This window comes from Thermaerobacillus caldiproteolyticus (assembly GCF_013761245.1).
Classification (GTDB): Bacteria; Bacillota; Bacilli; order Bacillales; family Anoxybacillaceae; genus Thermaerobacillus; species Thermaerobacillus caldiproteolyticus.
In genome coordinates this window covers 28,065-47,553 of the sequence record NZ_JACDUT010000003.1, presented here as the reverse complement: position 1 = coordinate 47,553, position 19,489 = coordinate 28,065, and the positions used below count along the sequence as shown (strand labels likewise).

Below are 19,489 nucleotides of genomic sequence, written 5' to 3'. Positions count from 1 at the left end.
TTTTAATAGATACCGTCTGACATACACATGTCAAAGTCATCATAAAATCCAATATGAATACTCACTGTATGATCTAAGAAAAAGGAGCGTGTTTCATGGATAATCGAACCCGAAATCAACCTGCGTATGGAAATGTGCCGCAGCCTATAAGAGATGATGGTGCTGGTGCGACCGATTTCGGTCCGCGGGACGTCATGCGAGACCTTGAAAACCCCGATATGCTCGTTCCGCCGGCCACCGACGCCGGAACGATCCCCAACTTGAAATTCTCTTTCTCCGACACCAATATGCAGTTAAATCACGGCGGCTGGTCACGGGAAGTGACGGTTAGACAGCTTCCGGTCGCGACAACACTTGCGGGTGTGAACATGCGCCTGACGCCGGGCGGTGTACGTGAGTTGCATTGGCACAAGCAAGCGGAATGGGCCTTCATGATTTTGGGCCGGGCACGCATCACCGCGATCGACCAGAACGGGCGGAACTTTATAGCCGATGTCGGCAAGGGAGATCTGTGGTACTTTCCCCCTGGCATTCCACACTCGATTCAAGGGTTGGAGGAAGGCTGCGAGTTTCTGCTCGTCTTCGACGACGGCAACTTCTCCGACCTCGACACCTTCTCCATCTCCGATTGGTTCGCGCGCACACCTAAAGACGTGCTGGCGGCAAATTTCGGCGTACCGGAAAGCGCCTTTGCCCACATCCCGACGAAACAGCGATACATTTTCCAATCAAAGGTGCCCGGTTCGCTGGAAAGTCAAAAGGTACCGGATCCTTACGGTACTGTTCCAAAGAACTTCACACATCGGCTGCTTGCACAGGAACCGATCATAACTCCGGGCGGGACGGTGCGCATAGTCGATTCCACTAACTTTCCCATTTCGACTACAGTTGCGGCGGCGTTGGTAGAAGTCAAGCCAGGTGGAATGAGGGAAATGCATTGGCACCCGAATAATGACGAGTGGCAGTATTACCTCACGGGTACGGCGCGTATGACGGTGTTTGCAGCGAATGGCAAGGCCCGAACTTTCAATTTTCGGGCTGGTGATGTAGGATACGTACCGTTCGCCTTCGGGCACTATATCCAAAACACCGGTGACCAAAGTCTGTGGTTTTTGGAGATATTCAAGAGTGACCGTTTCGCCGACGTGTCGCTGAACCAGTGGATGGCGCTGACTCCTCGGGAGCTGGTAGAGAGCAACTTGCATGTAGGACCAGAACTGATGAACGCGCTGCGGAAGGAAAAATGGCCGGTCGTCAAATACGCTGGTATCCAACGTCAAGTAGAAAAACACCTAAACAGCTGATAATTACTTTGTGCTCTCGCTCGGTCTATTTACTGTTTCCTAAAAACATGTCATTACTTATGGTAAAAGTATATATTTCTATTAAAATATTAGACCACTTCATTTGATGGAGGTGGTCTTCGTTACGTTAAATTACGTTCAAAAACGATTTACTTGTATTTTTCTAATTCTGCTCTTAAATCTCTGATTAATATATCTATCTCAACAATAGATGTATCTTTATTAGGAAATTATAAAAGCCTTAATTTTGTCCTCTTTCATTCCTTCAAGCTACTCTTCTATAAACTCATATAAATCAATACTCTCTGATAAAAACGCTTTTCATTTAATTCATCTATACAATCATTTACTTTTATATTCCATATAAATGTTACAAAAAGAGATGATCATAAATGATTGTAAATACCAGTAAATTTGATAACAAAGAGTCAGGAGCCCTTTCAACTGGATGTTAAGGATAAGTTTAAAACCGTGACTTTTTTGGTCACGGTTTCTACTCTTTTACTATTTCTATCAGTTTTTTAGTTCAGCAGGATTAAACCCTTTTACCGCTTGATCTGCTACGACAGTTACAGGCACTACTATAAACCCAAACTTTTCCACTTCCTTGTTGCACTCATTGCAGCCCTGTACAGAATAGACGATTACTTGTTTGTTCATTGGGTTAGCGCCTCCTTGGTAGACTCCCGGGTGATCTTCCAGTGGGAAGCATTCCAGCGTACTTTTCCATCCTCCAAAAGAAAAATTTGCGGAGATTCATGCTTAATTCCAAATTCCTCTGCAATTTGTTGGAAACAGGGCGATCTTCAATCATCAGGACTACAGCAGCAGGAGTGTCCGTTTCCTTCACGAATGCTTGAAATTCCTCATAGGCTTTAGCACTGATCGGACAACTGGTGCTGTGTTTAAAAAACAGTTATTGGCCCGGTTGTTGAACAAATTGATGCAAGTCTTCTATAGTATGGAGTTGTTTGATGGACATGATTTTTTACCCGCCTTAATTATTTAGACCTCTTTTAGCGTGTGCAGAAAAGCCTCAATTTTGTCACGGTCAAACACATGAAAAGCTCGATCCTCCCACACGATAAGTAGACAAAAGGAGTGGAGCCTTAGGTACCACTCCTTTTGTCTTGATTTTGATTACGCAACCAGGAACGGCCATTTATGTTAAGATTCCCACTCATCGATTCGATATTATGCAAAAAACTCATTTACTTATGATATGGCTGAGCAAGAAAATTGTAGAGAAACAGAAGGATACTAATTTTAAGGGTAATATTAAATTATTTATATACTCTTTGATTTTTGTTCTAATAGAATAGAATTATTCCCCTTTTTTAATTTTTGTTACAGGAGAAGGTAATTCGTATGATCATCCAGTTCATTCGTCTACGGTAATGTAAGGTGCAGACCATTTTTTAACCCCATCCGATTTTTTAAATGGTATGGGTTTATTTGGCTGCGCCTTTTTTCATTCACCGACTACGAATGAATTGGGGTGTTTTTTATGTCCAAAAGCAGTAAAAAGATGATAAATGCCAAACTTATGTAAGAATTTGAAGGAATTTGATCTTCGGGACATTGAACATGTGCATTATAGTGTAACTTTGGATCATACACTTATCGAACACTTGGTTCAGATGCCCCCTTATCTTGGAGAGCAACAGAGGAACGTCTACAAAAGATTCTAAAAATGGATTCAGCTGAAATAACCATTGATTTAACCATTTTGTTTGGAAAAAAACAAAAATGAATGATTTTCGAATAATAGTTGAACAACGGAAAGACAGCCTAAAGTTTCATGTATTAGGCTGTCTTTGTTTATCCTCTCTTGGTATATTCCATGCCTCTAATCTGTCAATAAAAGAGCTATGGATCACAATCACCATCTTATGCTTTAATCCACTATTTATATACGATCTAAATGAGGCTTAGTTTTAGCTTTGGATCTTTCTAAAGATTTTTATATGGATTAAATTATAAAATGTTATATCTTTCACCGTTCTCTGCAATGTGCCATCCGTATACAACCGATACACATATAAACTATGGAAGACTATATGATTTGTTAAAAGTTCTGCAAGTAGTAGTAAGGTTCCGTAATTTTTCGGTAAAAGCTTATTTTATAACTGGGATATCGTGCACTGATCAGTACAAGATATCCAATTTATGCCCGGCGCATATATACACGGACGGTGATAGGCGCAAAGATCGCCACGATGGCCGCAGCCCCGATGAGAGAGACGGCGAAATCCCAGCCAATAGTTCCATCATTGATCAGATCACGGACAGCAGTAATAATATGCGAGATCGGATTGATCTTCGCAAACCATTGGAGCCAATCGGGCATCGTCTTGACTGGCACAAAAGCATTCGAAAGAAACGTAAGCGGAAACAGCACAAGCATCGAGATTCCTTGTACGCTTGAAGCCGTACGCGCAATCACGCCAAAAAAGGCGAAGATCCAGCTGATTGCCCAAGAACACACAATCACGAAAACCGCGGCGATGACGACGTAACCCAGTCCTCCTTCTGGACGATAGCCCATGATATACCCCATAACAAAGGTGAGCACTGTCGCAATGGTATATCGGATGGTGTCTGCCAACAGAGCTCCCGCCAACGGAGCAATGCGTGCAATAGGCAGCGACTTAAAGCGGTCGAACACGCCCTTATCCATATCCTCGCGCAGTTGGACTCCGGTAACAATGGATGTCCCGATGACAGTCTGCACGAGGATGCCAGGAATGATGATCGGCAAATAGTTATGTACATTTCCCGAGATGGCTCCGCCAAAGATGTAGGTAAACATCAAGGTGAAGATAATTGGCTGAAGCGTGACATCGAATAATTGCTCGGGTGTGCGCCGAATCTTCAGCAAACCTCGGTAGGCCATCGTCAACGAGTTGCGCACCGCCTGGCCAAAGCTTGTGTTGTTTTTTAATTGGCGATTAACAGCTAGCTGCTTAGAAGTGCTTTTCATACTCTTACCTCCCCCATTTCATCGGATGTCTCTGATGTGTCCTCCTTCGCACTATGGCCAGTAATGGTTAAAAAGACCTCGTCAAGAGTCGGCTTCTGAACACTCAATTCAGCCAAGTGGATTCCTGCCTCGCGAAGAGCGATAAGCAGATCAGTAACTCGATCGGCGTCCGCCATCGGTGCAGTAATCTTCCCCGTTTCCAGCGACACATTTGACCGGACCTTGAGCACCCGTTCAACGGTCTGGCGGGCATTTTCGATATCTTTTGTATTTTGGATTTTCAATTGTAGCGACGAACTGCCAACTGACGCTTTCAGCTCATCCGCTGTTCCCTCGGCAACGACCCGGCCGCGATCAATCACCGCGATTCGATCAGCTAGTTCGTCAGCCTCCTGTAAATACTGGGTTGTTAACAGTACGGTTGAGCCCTGCTTTACCAATCGCCGGATGGTATCCCACATTCGATTGCGCGTGCGCGGATCCAGTCCTGTAGTCGGCTCGTCTAAGAAGATGAGCGGCGGCTGTGCAATAAGACTTGCTGCTAGATCCAGCCGACGCCGCATGCCGCCGGAGAAATTTTTCAGCGGGCGCTTCGCCGCTTCTGTCAAACCAAATTCCTCCAACAACTCCGCAGCTTTGCGCCGTGCCTCTGTGCGGCTCAGCCCTAGCAGCCGAGAAAAGATGACTAGATTCTCGATCGCGCTGAGTGACTCGTCAACCGATGCATACTGACCAGTCACACCAATCAACTGACGCACGATCTGCGGCTCCTTCACCACATCGTAACCAAAGATGTATGCCGAACCTGCGTCCGGTCGCAATAAGGTCGCTAGCATTCTGACTGTAGTGGTCTTGCCTGCCCCGTTCGGCCCAAGCACGCCGTAGATCGTACCAGCGCGCACATTCAAATTTACGCCATCAACCGCACGTTTGTCGCCAAAAGTTTTAACAAGTCCGTGCGCTTCAATAGCCCAATCGCCATTGTTTGGCACTGTTCGGTATATATGTCCCATTTCAATTCCTCCTCTACAACTGAGTACATGGTGATGGTAACACCTCTTTATGAACTGAATATGAACAATGAATGACCATGATTGACATCATTCAAATGCTAGGAGTCTGTCCGGCGAAAGCAAAAATGTGAATATTTTTAAGCCATTTGCAAGTTGTCTTTATTTTCTTGATAACCCCCAAATCAATATTCCACCATCTTCTCACGCATAATAAGCTTCAATAAGCAGTCCCTTTTTGTCTACATTACCCCATTATTTTATTGTTTTTTATCTATAGCGCGCGCTTAGGGATACCTTTTATAAAATTTTTAAAGCAAAAATATATTTTCAATGATATAGAATTGGTACATCAAATGAATGCATTTTGTTAAAAATGAATCATCTTTGATCTATAAAGAAACTTATTATGCATAAATGAATTTATAGGTTGTCAAGTCATTTTATTGATACTTATGAAAACGTCTGGGAATATGAACTCTATGTCAAAAATGAAGATACTATTGATTATCGTATTCATAATGGAAGGGGTGGTAGATAATAAACTTTCGTGGACTGAACTCACTGATACAGGTGTTTCTTTAAACAATTATATTTTCATCTCTGGTTAAAAATTTGCTTTGAGTATAAACAGGAAACCCTTATTGGTTTCCTGCTTCTTCTTTTAAAAGGATCTATGAAACGCACGTATGTTGAGTGTGAAATCACTTTTTCCAATGAATAAACACACCAATAATTATAACCAAAAACCTCATTTACTTATGGTACGGTTCACCTCTATTAATCCGAAACGCCCGATAAATTTGTTCAAGGAGAATGAGGCGCATGAGCTGATGGGGGAACGTCATCTTGGAAAATGATAAGGCTTCATCGGCACGTTGCATGACTTTTTTGCTTAAACCGAGCGAACCACCAATGATAAAGGCGATTTTGCTTTTGCCATAGGTGGCGAGCTTGTCCAAGCTTTCTGCCAATTCCTCAGACGATTTCATCTTTCCTTCAATAGCTAAAGCAATCACATACGTATCATCCGAAATCTTCGCTAAAATGCGTTCGCCTTCTCTTTCTTTGACTTGTTCCATTTCCTGATTGCTTAAATTCTCCGGCGCTTTTTCATCTGGCACTTCAATCATTTCGATTTTTGCATAGCCTGACAGCCGTTTTATGTATTCCTCGATTCCTTGTTTTAAATATTTTTCTTTTAGCTTACCAACAGAAATAACGGTAATATTCACAGTTCATCCCCACTTTACAAACAAACTATCCACAAGATTTATCCACATATACACAACACATATCCACATATAGTGTAAAAACATTAGTTCCCCACTATATATACAGCCTTCTTTGGACAAAAATCGCATGTTTTAGATTGGTTATCCACAGTCATATGTGCAATTTCCGGCGCTTGCTCCATTTTATCCACATACATATCAATTGCTAAGTCAATATGATCTTCACAACAGGCAAACATAACATGTCCCTCCTTATCCACTTGTGGAAAAAAGAAAACAGGAGCGTGATTTTCGCTCCTTGTTGATAACTTATTCATAAACCATTCTCGTTACATCATCTAAAAGGATTCTTTCGTTAATTTCATAGTGACTGTTCGTTTCTCTCCATCACGATAGAATGTAACGGTCATTTTATCACCAATTGATTTTTTTGTATACAAGTATTTTCTCAATTCAAGGACATTGCGAATCTTTTTACCATCTAACGCAACGATGACATCAAATTGTTTTAATCCCGCTTGTGCCGCTGGAGACATTGGCACAACTTGAATAACCGCAACCCCTTCTGTCACATCTTTTGGCAAGTGCAATGTTGCTTGTAAATGATAAGATGAGATATCACTTAATGAACGGAGCTCTACTCCCATATAAGGACGACGTACTTGACCATACTTTTCTAAATCGGAAATAATCGGTAGAGCCGAATTAATCGGAATCGCAAAGCCAATTCCTTCTACTGCTTCTTGAGCAATTTTCATCGAGTTAATACCGATGACTTGACCTTCAATATTAACAAGAGCGCCACCACTATTTCCTGGGTTGATCGCTGCGTCTGTCTGTAATACTTCGGCATTCCAGTCTGGTAACCCATCTTGGTCTAAATCAACCTCAACTGTCCGATTCGTTCCTGAGATAATTCCTTGTGTAACAGAACCAGCAAATTGAAGTCCAAGCGGGTTTCCAATCGCAATGACTGGTTCCCCTGGCTTAACCGTGTCAGAATTTCCGAATTCCGCTACTTTTTTCACATGCTTTGCATCAATTTCAAGCACTGCTAAATCGGTTAACAGATCGCTTCCTAATAACTTTGCAGGCACCCTTGTTCCATCTTTTAGGCTTACTTCTAATTGACTTGCATTTTCAACAACGTGATGATTCGTAACAATGAATGCTTTACCATTTGCTTTTTTATAAATAACACCGGAACCTGTTCCCGCTTCTTCGTCGCCTTGCGACCAAAAGTTGGCCTCTTGAATGTTGACGACACCAACAACGGCATCCGATACTTTATCAATCGCTTTTGTCACTTGGGACGAAACATTGACAGCCACATTTTGCTGTACAGCCGGCTGCTTTGTCGTTCCTGCTTCCTCTTTTCCCGCCTGTTCACTCTCTTTTGGCGTAATATCATAAGGAAGCACATTCCATTTTGAAAGTGCTGGAATTGAAATCATTATTAATAGTGCACCTAAAATGGCACCGACTAGCGCTGATAAAAACCAACCACCGCGATTTCCTTTTTGCTTTTGTCGATATTGTTCATAATGATCATCGTAATACCCCATACTCACCAATCCTTTCGACAAAGAGGGTTCGGTAAAAGGTAGTGTGTGTATCTATCCCCCATTATACTTCGTGACGATGGAAAAAATCCATTGTAAACACATTAACTTATCTTTCCCAAAATGTTGGCTACACATACACGAGGTCTGTTGGAATTTTCGGATCAGTGTCATATAAATGAAATTGCTCTCCAACGGCGAATCCCTTGCTGGTTAATGTCTGTCCGACTGTCATTCGCGCTAATTCCTTCATATTGTTATCTTGACTTAAGTGTGCTAAATAGATCCGTTTTGTCCGATCGCCAATGACATCGGCTAGAGCAAGGGCCGCATCTTCGTTAGATACATGACCTACATCACTTAAAATGCGGCGCTTAATATTCCAAGGATAATGCCCCATTCGTAACATATCTACATCATGATTGCTTTCAAACACGAACACATCCGCATTGTTAATAATTCCTTTCATGCGGTCGCTTACGTATCCAGTGTCTGTGATCAAGACAAGCTTTTTGCCGCCGCAGTGAAACACATAAAACATCGGCTCTGCAGCGTCATGGGACACGCCAAATGATTCAACATCCAAACTTCCAAACGAACGCACAGTTCCTAATGGAAATACGAATTTTTGCTCGGTCGGAATGTCACCAATCAAACCTTCCATCGCTTTCCACGTTTTTTCATTTGCATAAATGGGAAGCTTGTATTTCCTCGCGATAACACCGAGTCCTTTAATATGATCGCTATGTTCATGGGTCACTAAAATGGCCGTCACCTGCTGCAGCTTACGATCAATTTGTTGAAACAACTGTTCCATCTGCTTGCCACTCAATCCTGCATCGACAAGCAATCGATGTTCATCTGTTTCGATGTAAAAAGCATTTCCGGTACTTCCACTTGCTAGGACGCTAAACTGCATATTCATTTTTCTCACTCCAACATTTTCCCTTCATCGCTAATAATCTGTCCTTCAAACGCATTAATAAAATAATCTTCTTTTCCGTTCACTACAATATGCCATGTTGGTGTTAACACTTGTGAAGCCGTAAATTGAACAAGCGCATAGTAACCAAGTTCAATGGACGTAACATGGTCTCCCGGTTTCAAATAGTCTTTTTTATATAACGTTTCAATGGCTTTAATGGCTGGAATGATTTCTTGCTTTTTCTCATATTTCTCTAAATCATCTAATAGAGTTTGTTCATAGGAAACAACTTCATTTTTTTCATTTAGATGAAGCAACAACATGCTACTTACATTTTTATAAATAACTTTGCCATTATACTTTTGAAAACAAATAATGGTATTCGATTTTTCATCAAACGCCCAAAACGTATAATCTTTACCATTAAGAATATGGCGCTGTAAGAACTCGCTCAAACGATACGGATCTCTAAAATTAGAAAGAGATATAGGATGAATAAACGTTGCCTGCAAAATCGTTTGATTGCTTACAGTGACTTTTTGATTGAATAATTTGCTAATTTCCTGACGGGTAAACGTTTTACTCTTTCCGCTTACATATGTCGCTTTTGTAATTTCTTTGGGCAGCTCCACGTAGGTAATGCCATTTGCTTCTAACTGCTCCTCAATCGTTGTTTCTAAAATGACATCTAATTGACTGTTGCTTCGTTTTTCCATAAACTGATAACCCAAAAAGAAATCGAGGATAAGGAACGTAATAATAAAAATCGTTTTTGTTTTACTCCAATCCATTCACGTTCCCTCCTCTTTCTTTGTTTAACTCTTCCATCGGAACTTCCCGCCATGTTCCTCCATACAAATAAAACCAAGCCGGTTTCAAAATAATAACCTTTTCCCTCTCCGGATCTTTCACAAGCTCATATCCTACTGTAATCCAATTCACTAATTCTTTTTTGAATCCTTTTATTTTCTGTAGCTTTTCAATCACTTCATGACCAGATAACAGTTTCATAGGCACACTTACACGGTCTGGAATTTCCAGACGAAATAACGGACGCTGGTACTTAATCGGTTCATTATCGCCCCACGTTTGAACAATTTCAGACATTCCATAATCGTTAAACACAGGATAGTTATTCATACTCAAACGAAAAATAACTTTCCGTTCTTCATGATCCCATTCAGCAAAGTGGTACATGTCCGTCCAACCGCCATGCTCGTTGACAAAATCAATGCTTCGTTGGATCAAATTGCTATCTTCCTCACTCGTCCTGTTCATTGTATTTTGGGCAGCAGGATTGACATATAACAACAACCGCTGTAAAAAGTCCACATCCATCAGCCGTGAACCATCTGTATATTCTTCGCCAAACGTGAGCAAATCTTTTTTCACAAAGCTCGGATCGCTAAATAACGCTTCCTTAAACTTATCAGGATCAAGTTCATCTGTGTAATATTGTAACCGACTCAGCGTAACTTCTTTTTCAGGAAGGAAGATGGACTTTGTCTCACTGATGTTGTAAGCAAAATAGCGTGGATACTTGTCTGCTTTTTCATCATATAAACGTTCGATTTCCGCGAATGAAACATTGCTGGCTACAGCTTTATATACTCTTCGATTGTTCGTTGAAACAAAGTAAACAGAAATATCTTCTTGTTTCTCAACAGGGATGATGATTCGGTCAAAGCTAACTCTTTTAATTCCTTTATCTTCAATTTGAAAAATTGCACGATAAATATCAATCGGAATATCATCTGGATAAACGATTTCAATTTTCCCTCTTCCATGTAAAAACGATAAGAAATTCCCCTTCGGAATGGTCGTTGAAATATTTTCGAAATCATCGAATGTCCATTTTTTCATTTCTTTTAATAACGCGTTGATTTCTTCTTCTTCAATCATTCCATAGTGGGCATTATTTTTATGGATGAATATTTGTGAAGGCTGAACAATCATCGCCGTATCGACTTGCGTATTGCTGACTGATATGTGCTGGATATACTCATCATTTTGCATTACATCATATTTGGGGTGGTATGTCCATAGTCCCCATGTCAACACAATGCTTGTCAACACTAAAAAAGTTAATATAATCGTTTTAATTGTTTCATACTTCATACCAGTCATCCTCTTGAATCCGTTCAAACGGTAAAGTAAAGAAAATCGTTGTGCCCTTATGCTCCTTACTTTCTGCCCAAATTTTCCCTCCATGGGCAACGACCACTTCTTTAGCGATCGCCAATCCCAGCCCTGTGCCGCCAAGTTTACGTGACCGTGCTTTATCGACACGATAAAATCGGTCAAATACTTTTGCTAAATCTGCTTTCGGGATACCAACTCCTTCATCACTGACGCTAACTAAAATTTCATCGCTCAGCTCTTTGACGCGAAACGTAATGTTACCGCCTCGAGGAGAATATTTTAACGCGTTGGAAATAATGTTATCGAGCACTTGGGTGATTTTATCTTCATCGATTTCAATAAAAATCGCTTCATCAGGAATTTTCCGCACAAACGTAATATTTTCATTTTTCGTTAATTCGAAACGGTCAATTACCTTATGAAAATATCGTGAAAAATTCACCCATGACTTATTCAGCTTATAGTCCTTGCTGTCGAGTTTGGAGAGCTGAAGTAAATCATTGACTAATCGAATCATTCGCTCCGTTTCCATCTGCGTGACTTCAATAAACCGTGGGGCAATCTCTTCATCCCTCCAAGCTCCTTCTGCTAACGCTTCTAAATAACTTTTCATTGTTGTTAAAGGCGTCCGCAGCTCATGAGAAACATTGGCGACGAACTCTCGCCGTTCTTGGTCGATTTTTTCTTGCTCCGTAATATCATGCAGCACAACGATTAATCCGTTGACAAATCCAGTTTCTTTTTGAATAACGGATAAAGAAGCACGCAAGATATATAATTCGTCATCCGTACTAAAGTCTAAAATTAACGAATCGGGCTCTTCTAGTAACGTCTCAAATGTGTATTGGTCGCCGAGGCCTAATACATCAATAATTGAGCTTGAAAGAACTGTTTCACGTGAAACATTCAAAATATTCAATGCGGCATCGTTAATTAAAATAATTCTCCCGCGGCGGTCAGTCGCAATCACTCCATCGGTCATATGCGTTAACACGGAGGCTAACTTTCGGCGCTCTCCTTCCGTTGTTGCTTGGGCTTCCTGTAATTTTTTTGTCAAATTGTTAAATGTCATGGCCAATTGGCCAATCTCATCATAACCATACACCTTTACTTTTCGAGAAAAGTTCCCTTTCGACATCGCAAGGGCTTGCTTTCGCATATCCGAAATTGGGCGGGTAATCGTCCGCGATAGAAAGATGCCCAATATTGCAGTAATAGCTAGCGCGATCCCTGTTCCTGTCGCTAGAATCATATTAATTTGTCTCATTTGTGAAAATACATTTTCCATCGAAGCGATGACATAAATAACACCTTTAATTTCGCCGCCCGGCTTAATCGGTGTCGAGGAAATGTACATGCGATGCCCTGTTTTTCGATCAATGAACATTCGATCAACCATTTCTCCTGTAACGAGTGCTCGTTTCACAAAAATCTCTGTTGTCCTTTTGCCAACGATGTTTTGCATATAAGGGTTCGATGTGCCAAGCACCTTACTTTTATCATCAATAATCCGTACTTCGGAAATGTCTTGGGAGACAAAATCATGTAGAAGGGAGCGAATATCTTCCTCTAACGTCGGGCTTTTCGAATCTCTCTCTTTACTCATTGCCTGTTCCACGTTATAGGCAAGCAGCGTCACTCGCTCATTTAGAGAGTTTTTAAAGTTTTGCACAAGCTCTGTCTCTAGCTTTCTCACAAAATATACGCCAATGATTTGCATCGCAACAAGAATGAGAAGCACGTAAATCAAAACAAATTTAAAATGAATCGAACGAAATGGACCTACTTTTTTCATTGGTTTCCTTTACTCCTGTTCTGGGTTGCGCAAATAATAACCGACTCCTCGCCGCGTGACAATCCATGCTGGATGAGACGGATTATCCTCAATTTTTTCTCGTAAGCGGCGCACGGTTACATCGACGGTACGAACATCTCCGTAATAATCATATCCCCACACGGTTTGCAATAAATGCTCCCTTGTCATTACTTGCCCAATATGTTTAGCAAGGTAATGAAGCAATTCAAATTCCCGATGTGTCAATTCGATCGTTTCTCCTCGTTTTGACACAATATACGCATCAGGACGAATAACAAGTGAACCAACAGTGATCTCGTTCATGTCATTGTTCTCTTCCGACGTATTAGCACTTTGAGAATGGCGACGTAAATTCGCTCTCACGCGTGCTAATAATTCCCTTGTACTAAACGGTTTTGTTACATAGTCATCCGCCCCTAATTCCAATCCAAGTACTTTATCAATCTCTGAATCTTTCGCCGTTAACATAATAATCGGCATATCATACTTTTTCCGCACTTCGCGGCATACTTCCATCCCATCTTTTTGTGGGAGCATAATATCTAATAAAATCAGATCGGGCGTCACTTCTTCTACTTTTTGAAGTGCCTCGACTCCGTCATATGCGCAAACTACTTCATATCCTTCTTTTTGTAAATTAAATTGCAAAATATCTGCAATCGGTTTTTCATCGTCAACAACAAGAATTCGTTTTTCCATCATTGTTCACATCCTTTCTTTATCGATGGAATCGAAAAATACGTATACTATTAATTTATCACGTTATACGATTGAATTCACTTATTACCCATTGCCAATTCAAAAAGAAAAGCATAGACACATTGTATCTATGCTTGTATAAGAAGATTATGCATATACGCTACGGACAACATTCGTTTGCGAGCGGTCCGGACCAACGGAGAAAATCGATAACGGGATACCTGTTAATTGCGAAATTCGTTCGATATAATGACGGGCATTGGCTGGCAGCTCATCGAGGCTTTTAACTCCTGTAATATCCTCCGTCCAACCCGGAAGCTCTTCGTATACAGGCTCACATTCCGCTAATACTTTCAAGCTTGCTGGGAATTCTTCAATAATTTGTCCCTTATAGCGATAGGCCACACAAATTTTTAACGTTTCAATCCCTGTTAACACGTCAATGGAGTTTAACGATAAATCAGTAATGCCGCTCACACGGCGAGCATGGCGAACAACAACGCTATCGAACCAACCAACGCGGCGCGGACGCCCTGTTGTCGTACCATATTCACGCCCTACTTCACGAATGCGGTCGCCAATTTCATCGTGCAGTTCCGTCGGAAATGGTCCATCGCCAACACGGGTTGTATACGCCTTAGCTACGCCAACGACATGTTTAATTTTCGTTGGTCCTACACCTGAACCGATAGTGACACCGCCAGCAACCGGATTGGATGAAGTGACGAACGGATACGTCCCTTGGTCAATATCTAACATAACACCTTGTGCACCTTCAAATAATACGCGGCGTCCTTCGTCGAGAGCGTTGTTTAAAACAACCGATGTATCGCAGACGTATTGAGCAATTTGTTGTCCATACTCATAATATTCATCTAAAATGTCCTCTAGTTGAAACCCTTCAACGCCATATACTTTTTCAAAAAGAACGTTTTTCTCCTGCAAATTGCGGGCTAACTTTTCTTCAAACACTTCGCGATCGAGCAAATCAGCGATACGAATGCCGACGCGAGCCGCTTTGTCCATATACGCTGGACCAATTCCTTTTTTCGTCGTGCCGATTTTATTTGCTCCTTTTCGCTCTTCTTCCACTTCATCAAGTTTCAGATGGTATGGCAAAATGACATGCGCGCGATTGCTAATTCGTAAGTTATCTGTTGAAATGCCGTGATTATGTAAATATTGTAATTCCGCAACAAGCGCTTTCGGATCAACAACCATTCCATTTCCGATCACACATATTTTATCTTTATAAAAAATTCCAGATGGAATCAGATGTAGTTTGTATTTCTCTCCGTTAAAAACAATCGTATGTCCTGCGTTGTTCCCACCTTGATATCTTGCAATGACTTCTGCATTTTCAGATAAGAAATCAGTAATTTTTCCTTTCCCTTCATCGCCCCACTGCGTGCCGACAACGACGACCGAAGACATGGCGAGCACCTCCACTTTTCTCGATATAAACATAGTAAGTGTAGCAGTTTTACGAATGAAAGTCAATAAAACACGAACATTTATCAATTATTTTTATTATTTCATTCGTATTCAACCTATAAGAAAAGCGCAGGTGACCCAAATTCTCCTAAAAACTGCCGACACCCTGTGGACCAACGGCGAAATGCCGCCATTCTAGTTTCTGCGATGGACAAATGTTCTTTGCCCGCTAGAAGCTAGAAGCTCTTGCACTTCGAAAGCGGAGTTTATTTAACCCCTGAACTGCTTAAAGCATCTCTTTTCTAATCATGCTTCTCGCAAGTTTTACATGGATACCTATTCAAGAAACAAATGAGTTGAGCACTGAAACTAGACACTTTTCGTTTCCCATTTATAAAAAAGAGGACGCTCCTTATCAAAATAGCGACCCCTTTGTTAACATTATGCTCCTGGCGGAATATGGGCATCGTCAAAGCGACGCTCCAGATTCACAAATTTGTTATACTCTTTAATAAATGCTAATTGCACCGTACCAACCGGGCCATTCCGTTGTTTCGCAATAATAATTTCTATAATGTTTTTGTTCTCTGATTCTTTATCATAATAATCATCGCGATATAAAAATGCCACAATGTCAGCGTCTTGTTCAATACTTCCTGATTCACGAATGTCGGACATCATCGGCCGCTTGTCTTGGCGTTGTTCTACGCTGCGTGAAAGCTGTGATAAAGCGATGACAGGCACTTCCAATTCACGAGCTAACGCCTTTAATGAACGCGAAATTTCCGATACTTCCTGTTGCCGATTTTCTCGATTTCTTCCACTACCTTGAATGAGCTGTAAATAATCAATTAATACCATTCCCAGTCCGCTTTCTTGTTTCAGGCGGCGACATTTTGCCCGAATATCGCTGACTCGAATACTAGGCGTATCGTCAATATAAATGCCAGCATTCGATAAACTCCCCATCGCCATCGTTAATTTTCCCCAATCTTCCGGTGTTAGTTTACCAGTCCGCAAGTTTTGCGCATTAATATTTCCTTCTGCGCATAACATCCGCATAACTAATTGTTGGGCGCTCATCTCTAAACTAAAAATGGCGACATTTTCGTTTGTTTTCGTAGCAACATTTTGCGCGATATTCAATGCAAACGCCGTTTTCCCTACGGAAGGACGAGCAGCGACGATAATAAGATCGCTTCGTTGAAATCCAGCCGTCATTCGATCAAGCTCTGTAAAACCGGTCGGAATCCCTGTAATTTCTCCTTTCCGATTATGAAGCATTTCAATATTATCATAGGCCTGCACAAGCACATCTTTAATGTTTTGGAACGTACCGGAATGCTTCCGTTGCGATACTTCCATAATTTTCTTTTCTGCTTCATTCAATAAAACATCAACTTCGTCTTCTCGTGTATAGCCATCTTGAGCAATCGATGTGGCAGTGCGGATTAGGCGGCGCAGAATCGACTTTTCTTCAACAATGCGAGCATAATACTCGACATTCGCTGCGGTCGGAACCGCATCAGCAAGCTCGCTTAAATATGAGACGCCGCCTACTTCTTCCAATATTTGCGCATCTGCTAATTCTGCTGTTACTGTAACTAAATCAACCGGCTCTCCTTTATCGGCTACCTTTAGCATCGCATGGAAAATCTTTTGGTGGGAAGCACGGTAAAAATCTTCAGGAATTAAAATTTCCGAAGCTAATGTTAAAGCGGAAGGGTCAAGGAACACAGCGCCTAACACCGCTTGTTCGGCCTCAATGCTTTGCGGAGGAATGCGCTCAGCAAATACATCGTTCATCTCTTTTCACCACCTTTTTCTGTTTTTCGATCCAATTGAAACACAATAACCATAAGAAAAATGTGATTATATGGGAAGGAATGACTTCCTCATAAAATCACATTTTTATGCGTTCACTTTTGTTCACTTACATGCACTTTTAACGTTGCAGTTACTTCTGGATGAAGTTTTACCGGTACGTTTGTATACCCTAATGCGCGAATTGCATCATCTAACTCGATTTTACGCTTATCGACTTTAATTTGATATTGGCTTTGAAGCGCTTCGGCTATTTGTTTGCTTGTGACTGAACCGAATAAGCGGCCTCCTTCACCAGCTTTTGCAAATATTTGTACCGTTAATTGTTCCAATTGTTCCTTTAGTTGCTTTGCTTTTTCAAGTTCTTCCTCTGCTTGGCGTTTTTCTTTATTTTTCTGTGCCTCAAGCGCTTTTAAATTAGCTGGTGTTGCCTCAATGGCAAGACCTTGTTTGAAAAGAAAGTTTTGCGCATATCCATCAGCTACGTTTTTAATTTCACCTTTTTTTCCTTTTCCTTTTACGTCTTTTAGAAAGATAACTTTCATCACTTTTTACCCCCTTCTAAGTATTCATCAATGGCTGTTCGTAAACGCTGTTCTGCTTCTTCAATGGTCACATCAGATAATTGCACGGCAGCGTTTGTCAAATGCCCACCGCCACCTAAACTTTCCATAATTACTTGAACGTTAATATCTCCTAATGAGCGAGCACTAATGCCAATCTTATGATCAATCCGCTTTGAAATCACAAATGAAGCGACAACCCCGCTTAGTGATAATAACGTATCCGCTGCTTGAGCAATGAGAACTTGATCATACATTTCATTTGGATCGCCTTTAGCGATCGCAATTCCTCTTGCGTCAATTGACGCATTTTCAATCATTTTTGCCCGCTTCACATAGTTTGTTATATTCTCTTTCAATAATTTTTGTACTAAAACGGTATCTGCTCCTTGTGCGCGTAAGTAGGAAGCAGCATCAAACGTGCGCGAGCCGGTGCGCAACGTAAAACTTTTCGTATCGACAACAATCCCAGCAAGCAATGCTGTTGCTTCTAACATCGTTAACCTCGTACGTTTCGGTTGGTATTCTAACAATTCCGTAACGAGTTCCGAAGTAGAAGAGGCGTAAGGTTCCATATAGACAAGAATCGGATCATCGATAAATTCCTCACCACGGCGATGGTGATCAATAACAACAATATGATCTGTTCGGAATAATAATTTTTCTTCCACGACTAATGACGGGCGATGGGTATCTACCACAATTAACAACGTATCGTCTGTGACAAGCTCAAGCCCCTGCTCCGGTTTAATAAATCGTGCCCAAAGCTCTGGATGTTTTTTTATTTCCTCAATCAGGCGGTGGGCACCGGCATCAATGCGCGTCGTATCAATAACAATAAACCCTTCTTTTTGGTTAAGCTGAGCCACTTTTAAAATACCTATTGCTGCTCCCAGAGCATCCATATCCGGGTATTTATGGCCCATAATGAGCACTTTATCGCTTTCGACAATCAATTCCTTTAACGCATGGGAAATGACACGTGCCCGTACCCGTGTACGTTTCTCCATCGGGTTTGTTTTTCCACCATAAAATTTTACTTTTCCATTGGCTTGTTTAATCGCGACTTGGTCGCCGCCACGACCTAATGCTAAATCTAAACTCGACTGCGCCAGAGCCCCTAGTTCAGGTAATGAAGAGGCACCCGCACCGATTCCGATACTTAATGTAAGCTGAATATTATTCTTCATTGTCTGCTCACGAACCTCATCTAAAATCGAAAACTTGCTTTTTTCAAGCTGTTGTAATATCTGTTCATTTAATACGGCAATAAAACGATCCGATGAGGTTCTTTTTAAAAAGAGACCGTAATCGTGTGCCCATTTGTTTAGGATGGAAGTCACATGGCTGTTCATTTGGCTTTTTGCCTGGTCGTCCATCCCTTGAGTAACTTCATCATAGTTATCAAGAAAAATAATTCCTAATACAATTCGTTCGGCTTCATACTGCTTTTCGATTTCCACTTGTTCAGTTATATCAAAAAAGTAAAGAAGCCTTTCTTCCCTTCTTACGATCACTTTAAACTTTCGATCACGAATATCGACCATTTCCTCATCAACGTCTTGTTTCATCAGTGAAACGAGTTGATCTGCGATATCATACAATGACTGCCCTACAAGCGTCTCCATTCCAAAGCAAGAAGCTAAAAAGGAGTTCGCCCATTCAATCGTATAATCATCATTGATAAGCATAATTCCAATGGGCATCTCCATCAATGCTTCCTCTCCTACCTTCCTTACTCGGTAAGAGAGCGTAGAAATATACTCCTCTACCTCTTCCTGTAATTCCCGCTGTGAGCGCATAACATAATAAAGCACAAAGCCGAGGAGCAAAAAGCCAGCTATCCCTAAAATCCATTGAAAATAAAATATGATAGCAACCAAAATAAACGTTAAAACGATTAACGAATACAAGGGATAGCGATATGCTTTCTTTTCATAAAAATGAGACATTCATGTCAGCTCCTACATCATAAATAATCCGAACACATCC

General features: G+C 41.2%; 16 protein-coding genes and 2 pseudogenes. 2 read left to right on the top strand and 16 right to left on the bottom strand.

Annotation, left to right across the window (positions count from 1 at the left end; all coding sequences use genetic code 11):
- The first annotated feature begins 95 nt into the window (after nt 1-95).
- Nucleotides 96-1,304: an oxalate decarboxylase family bicupin gene (locus tag HNR31_RS05620; protein ID WP_181555292.1), complete on the top strand. Its 1,209-nt coding sequence runs from the start codon at nt 96-98 to the stop codon at nt 1,302-1,304.
- Between the two features lie 513 nt (nt 1,305-1,817).
- Here the strand turns inward: HNR31_RS05620 and HNR31_RS05615 are convergent.
- From HNR31_RS05615 to HNR31_RS05600, 4 genes and pseudogenes are all read right to left on the bottom strand, one after another.
- A complete protein-coding gene (locus HNR31_RS05615; protein WP_181555291.1) occupies nt 1,818-1,964 on the bottom strand; it encodes a thioredoxin domain-containing protein in 147 nt (48 codons plus the stop codon).
- Nucleotides 1,961-2,220: pseudogene (gene ytxJ / locus HNR31_RS05610) on the bottom strand (bacillithiol system redox-active protein YtxJ). The gene HNR31_RS05615 and the pseudogene ytxJ overlap by 4 nt, the downstream one beginning before the upstream one ends.
- Before the next feature lie 1,251 nt (nt 2,221-3,471).
- Nucleotides 3,472-4,287 (bottom strand): ABC transporter permease, encoded by an 816-nt coding sequence (locus tag HNR31_RS05605; protein WP_181555290.1) that lies wholly within the window; start codon nt 4,285-4,287, stop codon nt 3,472-3,474.
- On the bottom strand, nt 4,284-5,300 hold the full coding sequence (locus HNR31_RS05600) for an ATP-binding cassette domain-containing protein (RefSeq protein ID WP_181555289.1): 1,017 nt from the start codon (nt 5,298-5,300) through the stop codon (nt 4,284-4,286). Before HNR31_RS05600 ends, HNR31_RS05605 begins: the two co-directional genes overlap by 4 nt.
- 418 nt (nt 5,301-5,718) lie before the next feature.
- On the opposite strand from HNR31_RS05600, the pseudogene HNR31_RS05595 reads away from it, so the two are divergent.
- A pseudogene (locus HNR31_RS05595) lies at nt 5,719-5,884 on the top strand (phenolic acid decarboxylase); the annotation flags it as partial.
- Nucleotides 5,885-6,052: 168 nt separating this feature from the next.
- Here the strand turns inward: HNR31_RS05595 and rlmH are convergent.
- The 12 genes from rlmH to HNR31_RS05535 form a co-directional block, all read right to left on the bottom strand.
- On the bottom strand, nt 6,053-6,532 hold the full coding sequence (gene rlmH, locus HNR31_RS05590) for a 23S rRNA (pseudouridine(1915)-N(3))-methyltransferase RlmH (protein WP_181555288.1): 480 nt from the start codon (nt 6,530-6,532) through the stop codon (nt 6,053-6,055).
- Between the two features lie 83 nt (nt 6,533-6,615).
- The gene (locus HNR31_RS05585) at nt 6,616-6,771 is read right to left on the bottom strand and encodes a CxxH/CxxC protein (RefSeq protein ID WP_181555287.1); all 156 of its coding nucleotides are present in this window, start codon (nt 6,769-6,771) and stop codon (nt 6,616-6,618) included.
- A 99-nt stretch (nt 6,772-6,870) separates the two neighbouring features.
- Nucleotides 6,871-8,097, bottom strand: coding sequence for a S1C family serine protease (locus HNR31_RS05580; RefSeq protein ID WP_181555286.1), 1,227 nt, complete (start codon nt 8,095-8,097; stop codon nt 6,871-6,873).
- A 127-nt stretch (nt 8,098-8,224) separates the two neighbouring features.
- On the bottom strand, nt 8,225-9,019 hold the full coding sequence (locus HNR31_RS05575) for an MBL fold metallo-hydrolase (RefSeq protein ID WP_181555285.1): 795 nt from the start codon (nt 9,017-9,019) through the stop codon (nt 8,225-8,227).
- 5 nt (nt 9,020-9,024) lie between these two features.
- The gene (locus HNR31_RS05570; protein ID WP_181555284.1) at nt 9,025-9,810 is read right to left on the bottom strand and encodes a two-component system regulatory protein YycI; all 786 of its coding nucleotides are present in this window, start codon (nt 9,808-9,810) and stop codon (nt 9,025-9,027) included.
- Nucleotides 9,797-11,146: a YycH family regulatory protein gene (locus HNR31_RS05565; RefSeq protein ID WP_181555283.1), complete on the bottom strand. Its 1,350-nt coding sequence runs from the start codon at nt 11,144-11,146 to the stop codon at nt 9,797-9,799. Before HNR31_RS05565 ends, HNR31_RS05570 begins: the two co-directional genes overlap by 14 nt.
- Nucleotides 11,127-12,956: a cell wall metabolism sensor histidine kinase WalK gene (walK, locus tag HNR31_RS05560; RefSeq protein ID WP_181555282.1), complete on the bottom strand. Its 1,830-nt coding sequence runs from the start codon at nt 12,954-12,956 to the stop codon at nt 11,127-11,129. The genes HNR31_RS05565 and walK overlap by 20 nt, the downstream gene beginning before the upstream one ends.
- Nucleotides 12,957-12,965: 9 nt before the next feature.
- Nucleotides 12,966-13,676: a response regulator YycF gene (gene yycF / locus HNR31_RS05555; RefSeq protein WP_181555281.1), complete on the bottom strand. Its 711-nt coding sequence runs from the start codon at nt 13,674-13,676 to the stop codon at nt 12,966-12,968.
- Between the two features lie 147 nt (nt 13,677-13,823).
- Complete coding sequence (locus HNR31_RS05550) at nt 13,824-15,110, bottom strand: adenylosuccinate synthase (RefSeq protein ID WP_181555280.1); 1,287 nt, start codon at nt 15,108-15,110, stop codon at nt 13,824-13,826.
- Between the two features lie 441 nt (nt 15,111-15,551).
- Nucleotides 15,552-16,916, bottom strand: coding sequence for a replicative DNA helicase (gene dnaB / locus HNR31_RS05545; protein WP_181555279.1), 1,365 nt, complete (start codon nt 16,914-16,916; stop codon nt 15,552-15,554).
- 113 nt (nt 16,917-17,029) lie between these two features.
- Nucleotides 17,030-17,479, bottom strand: coding sequence for a 50S ribosomal protein L9 (rplI, locus tag HNR31_RS05540; protein ID WP_181555278.1), 450 nt, complete (start codon nt 17,477-17,479; stop codon nt 17,030-17,032).
- Nucleotides 17,479-19,449, bottom strand: coding sequence for a DHH family phosphoesterase (locus tag HNR31_RS05535; RefSeq protein WP_181555277.1), 1,971 nt, complete (start codon nt 19,447-19,449; stop codon nt 17,479-17,481). Before HNR31_RS05535 ends, rplI begins: the two co-directional genes overlap by 1 nt.
- Nucleotides 19,450-19,489 lie beyond the last annotated feature (40 nt).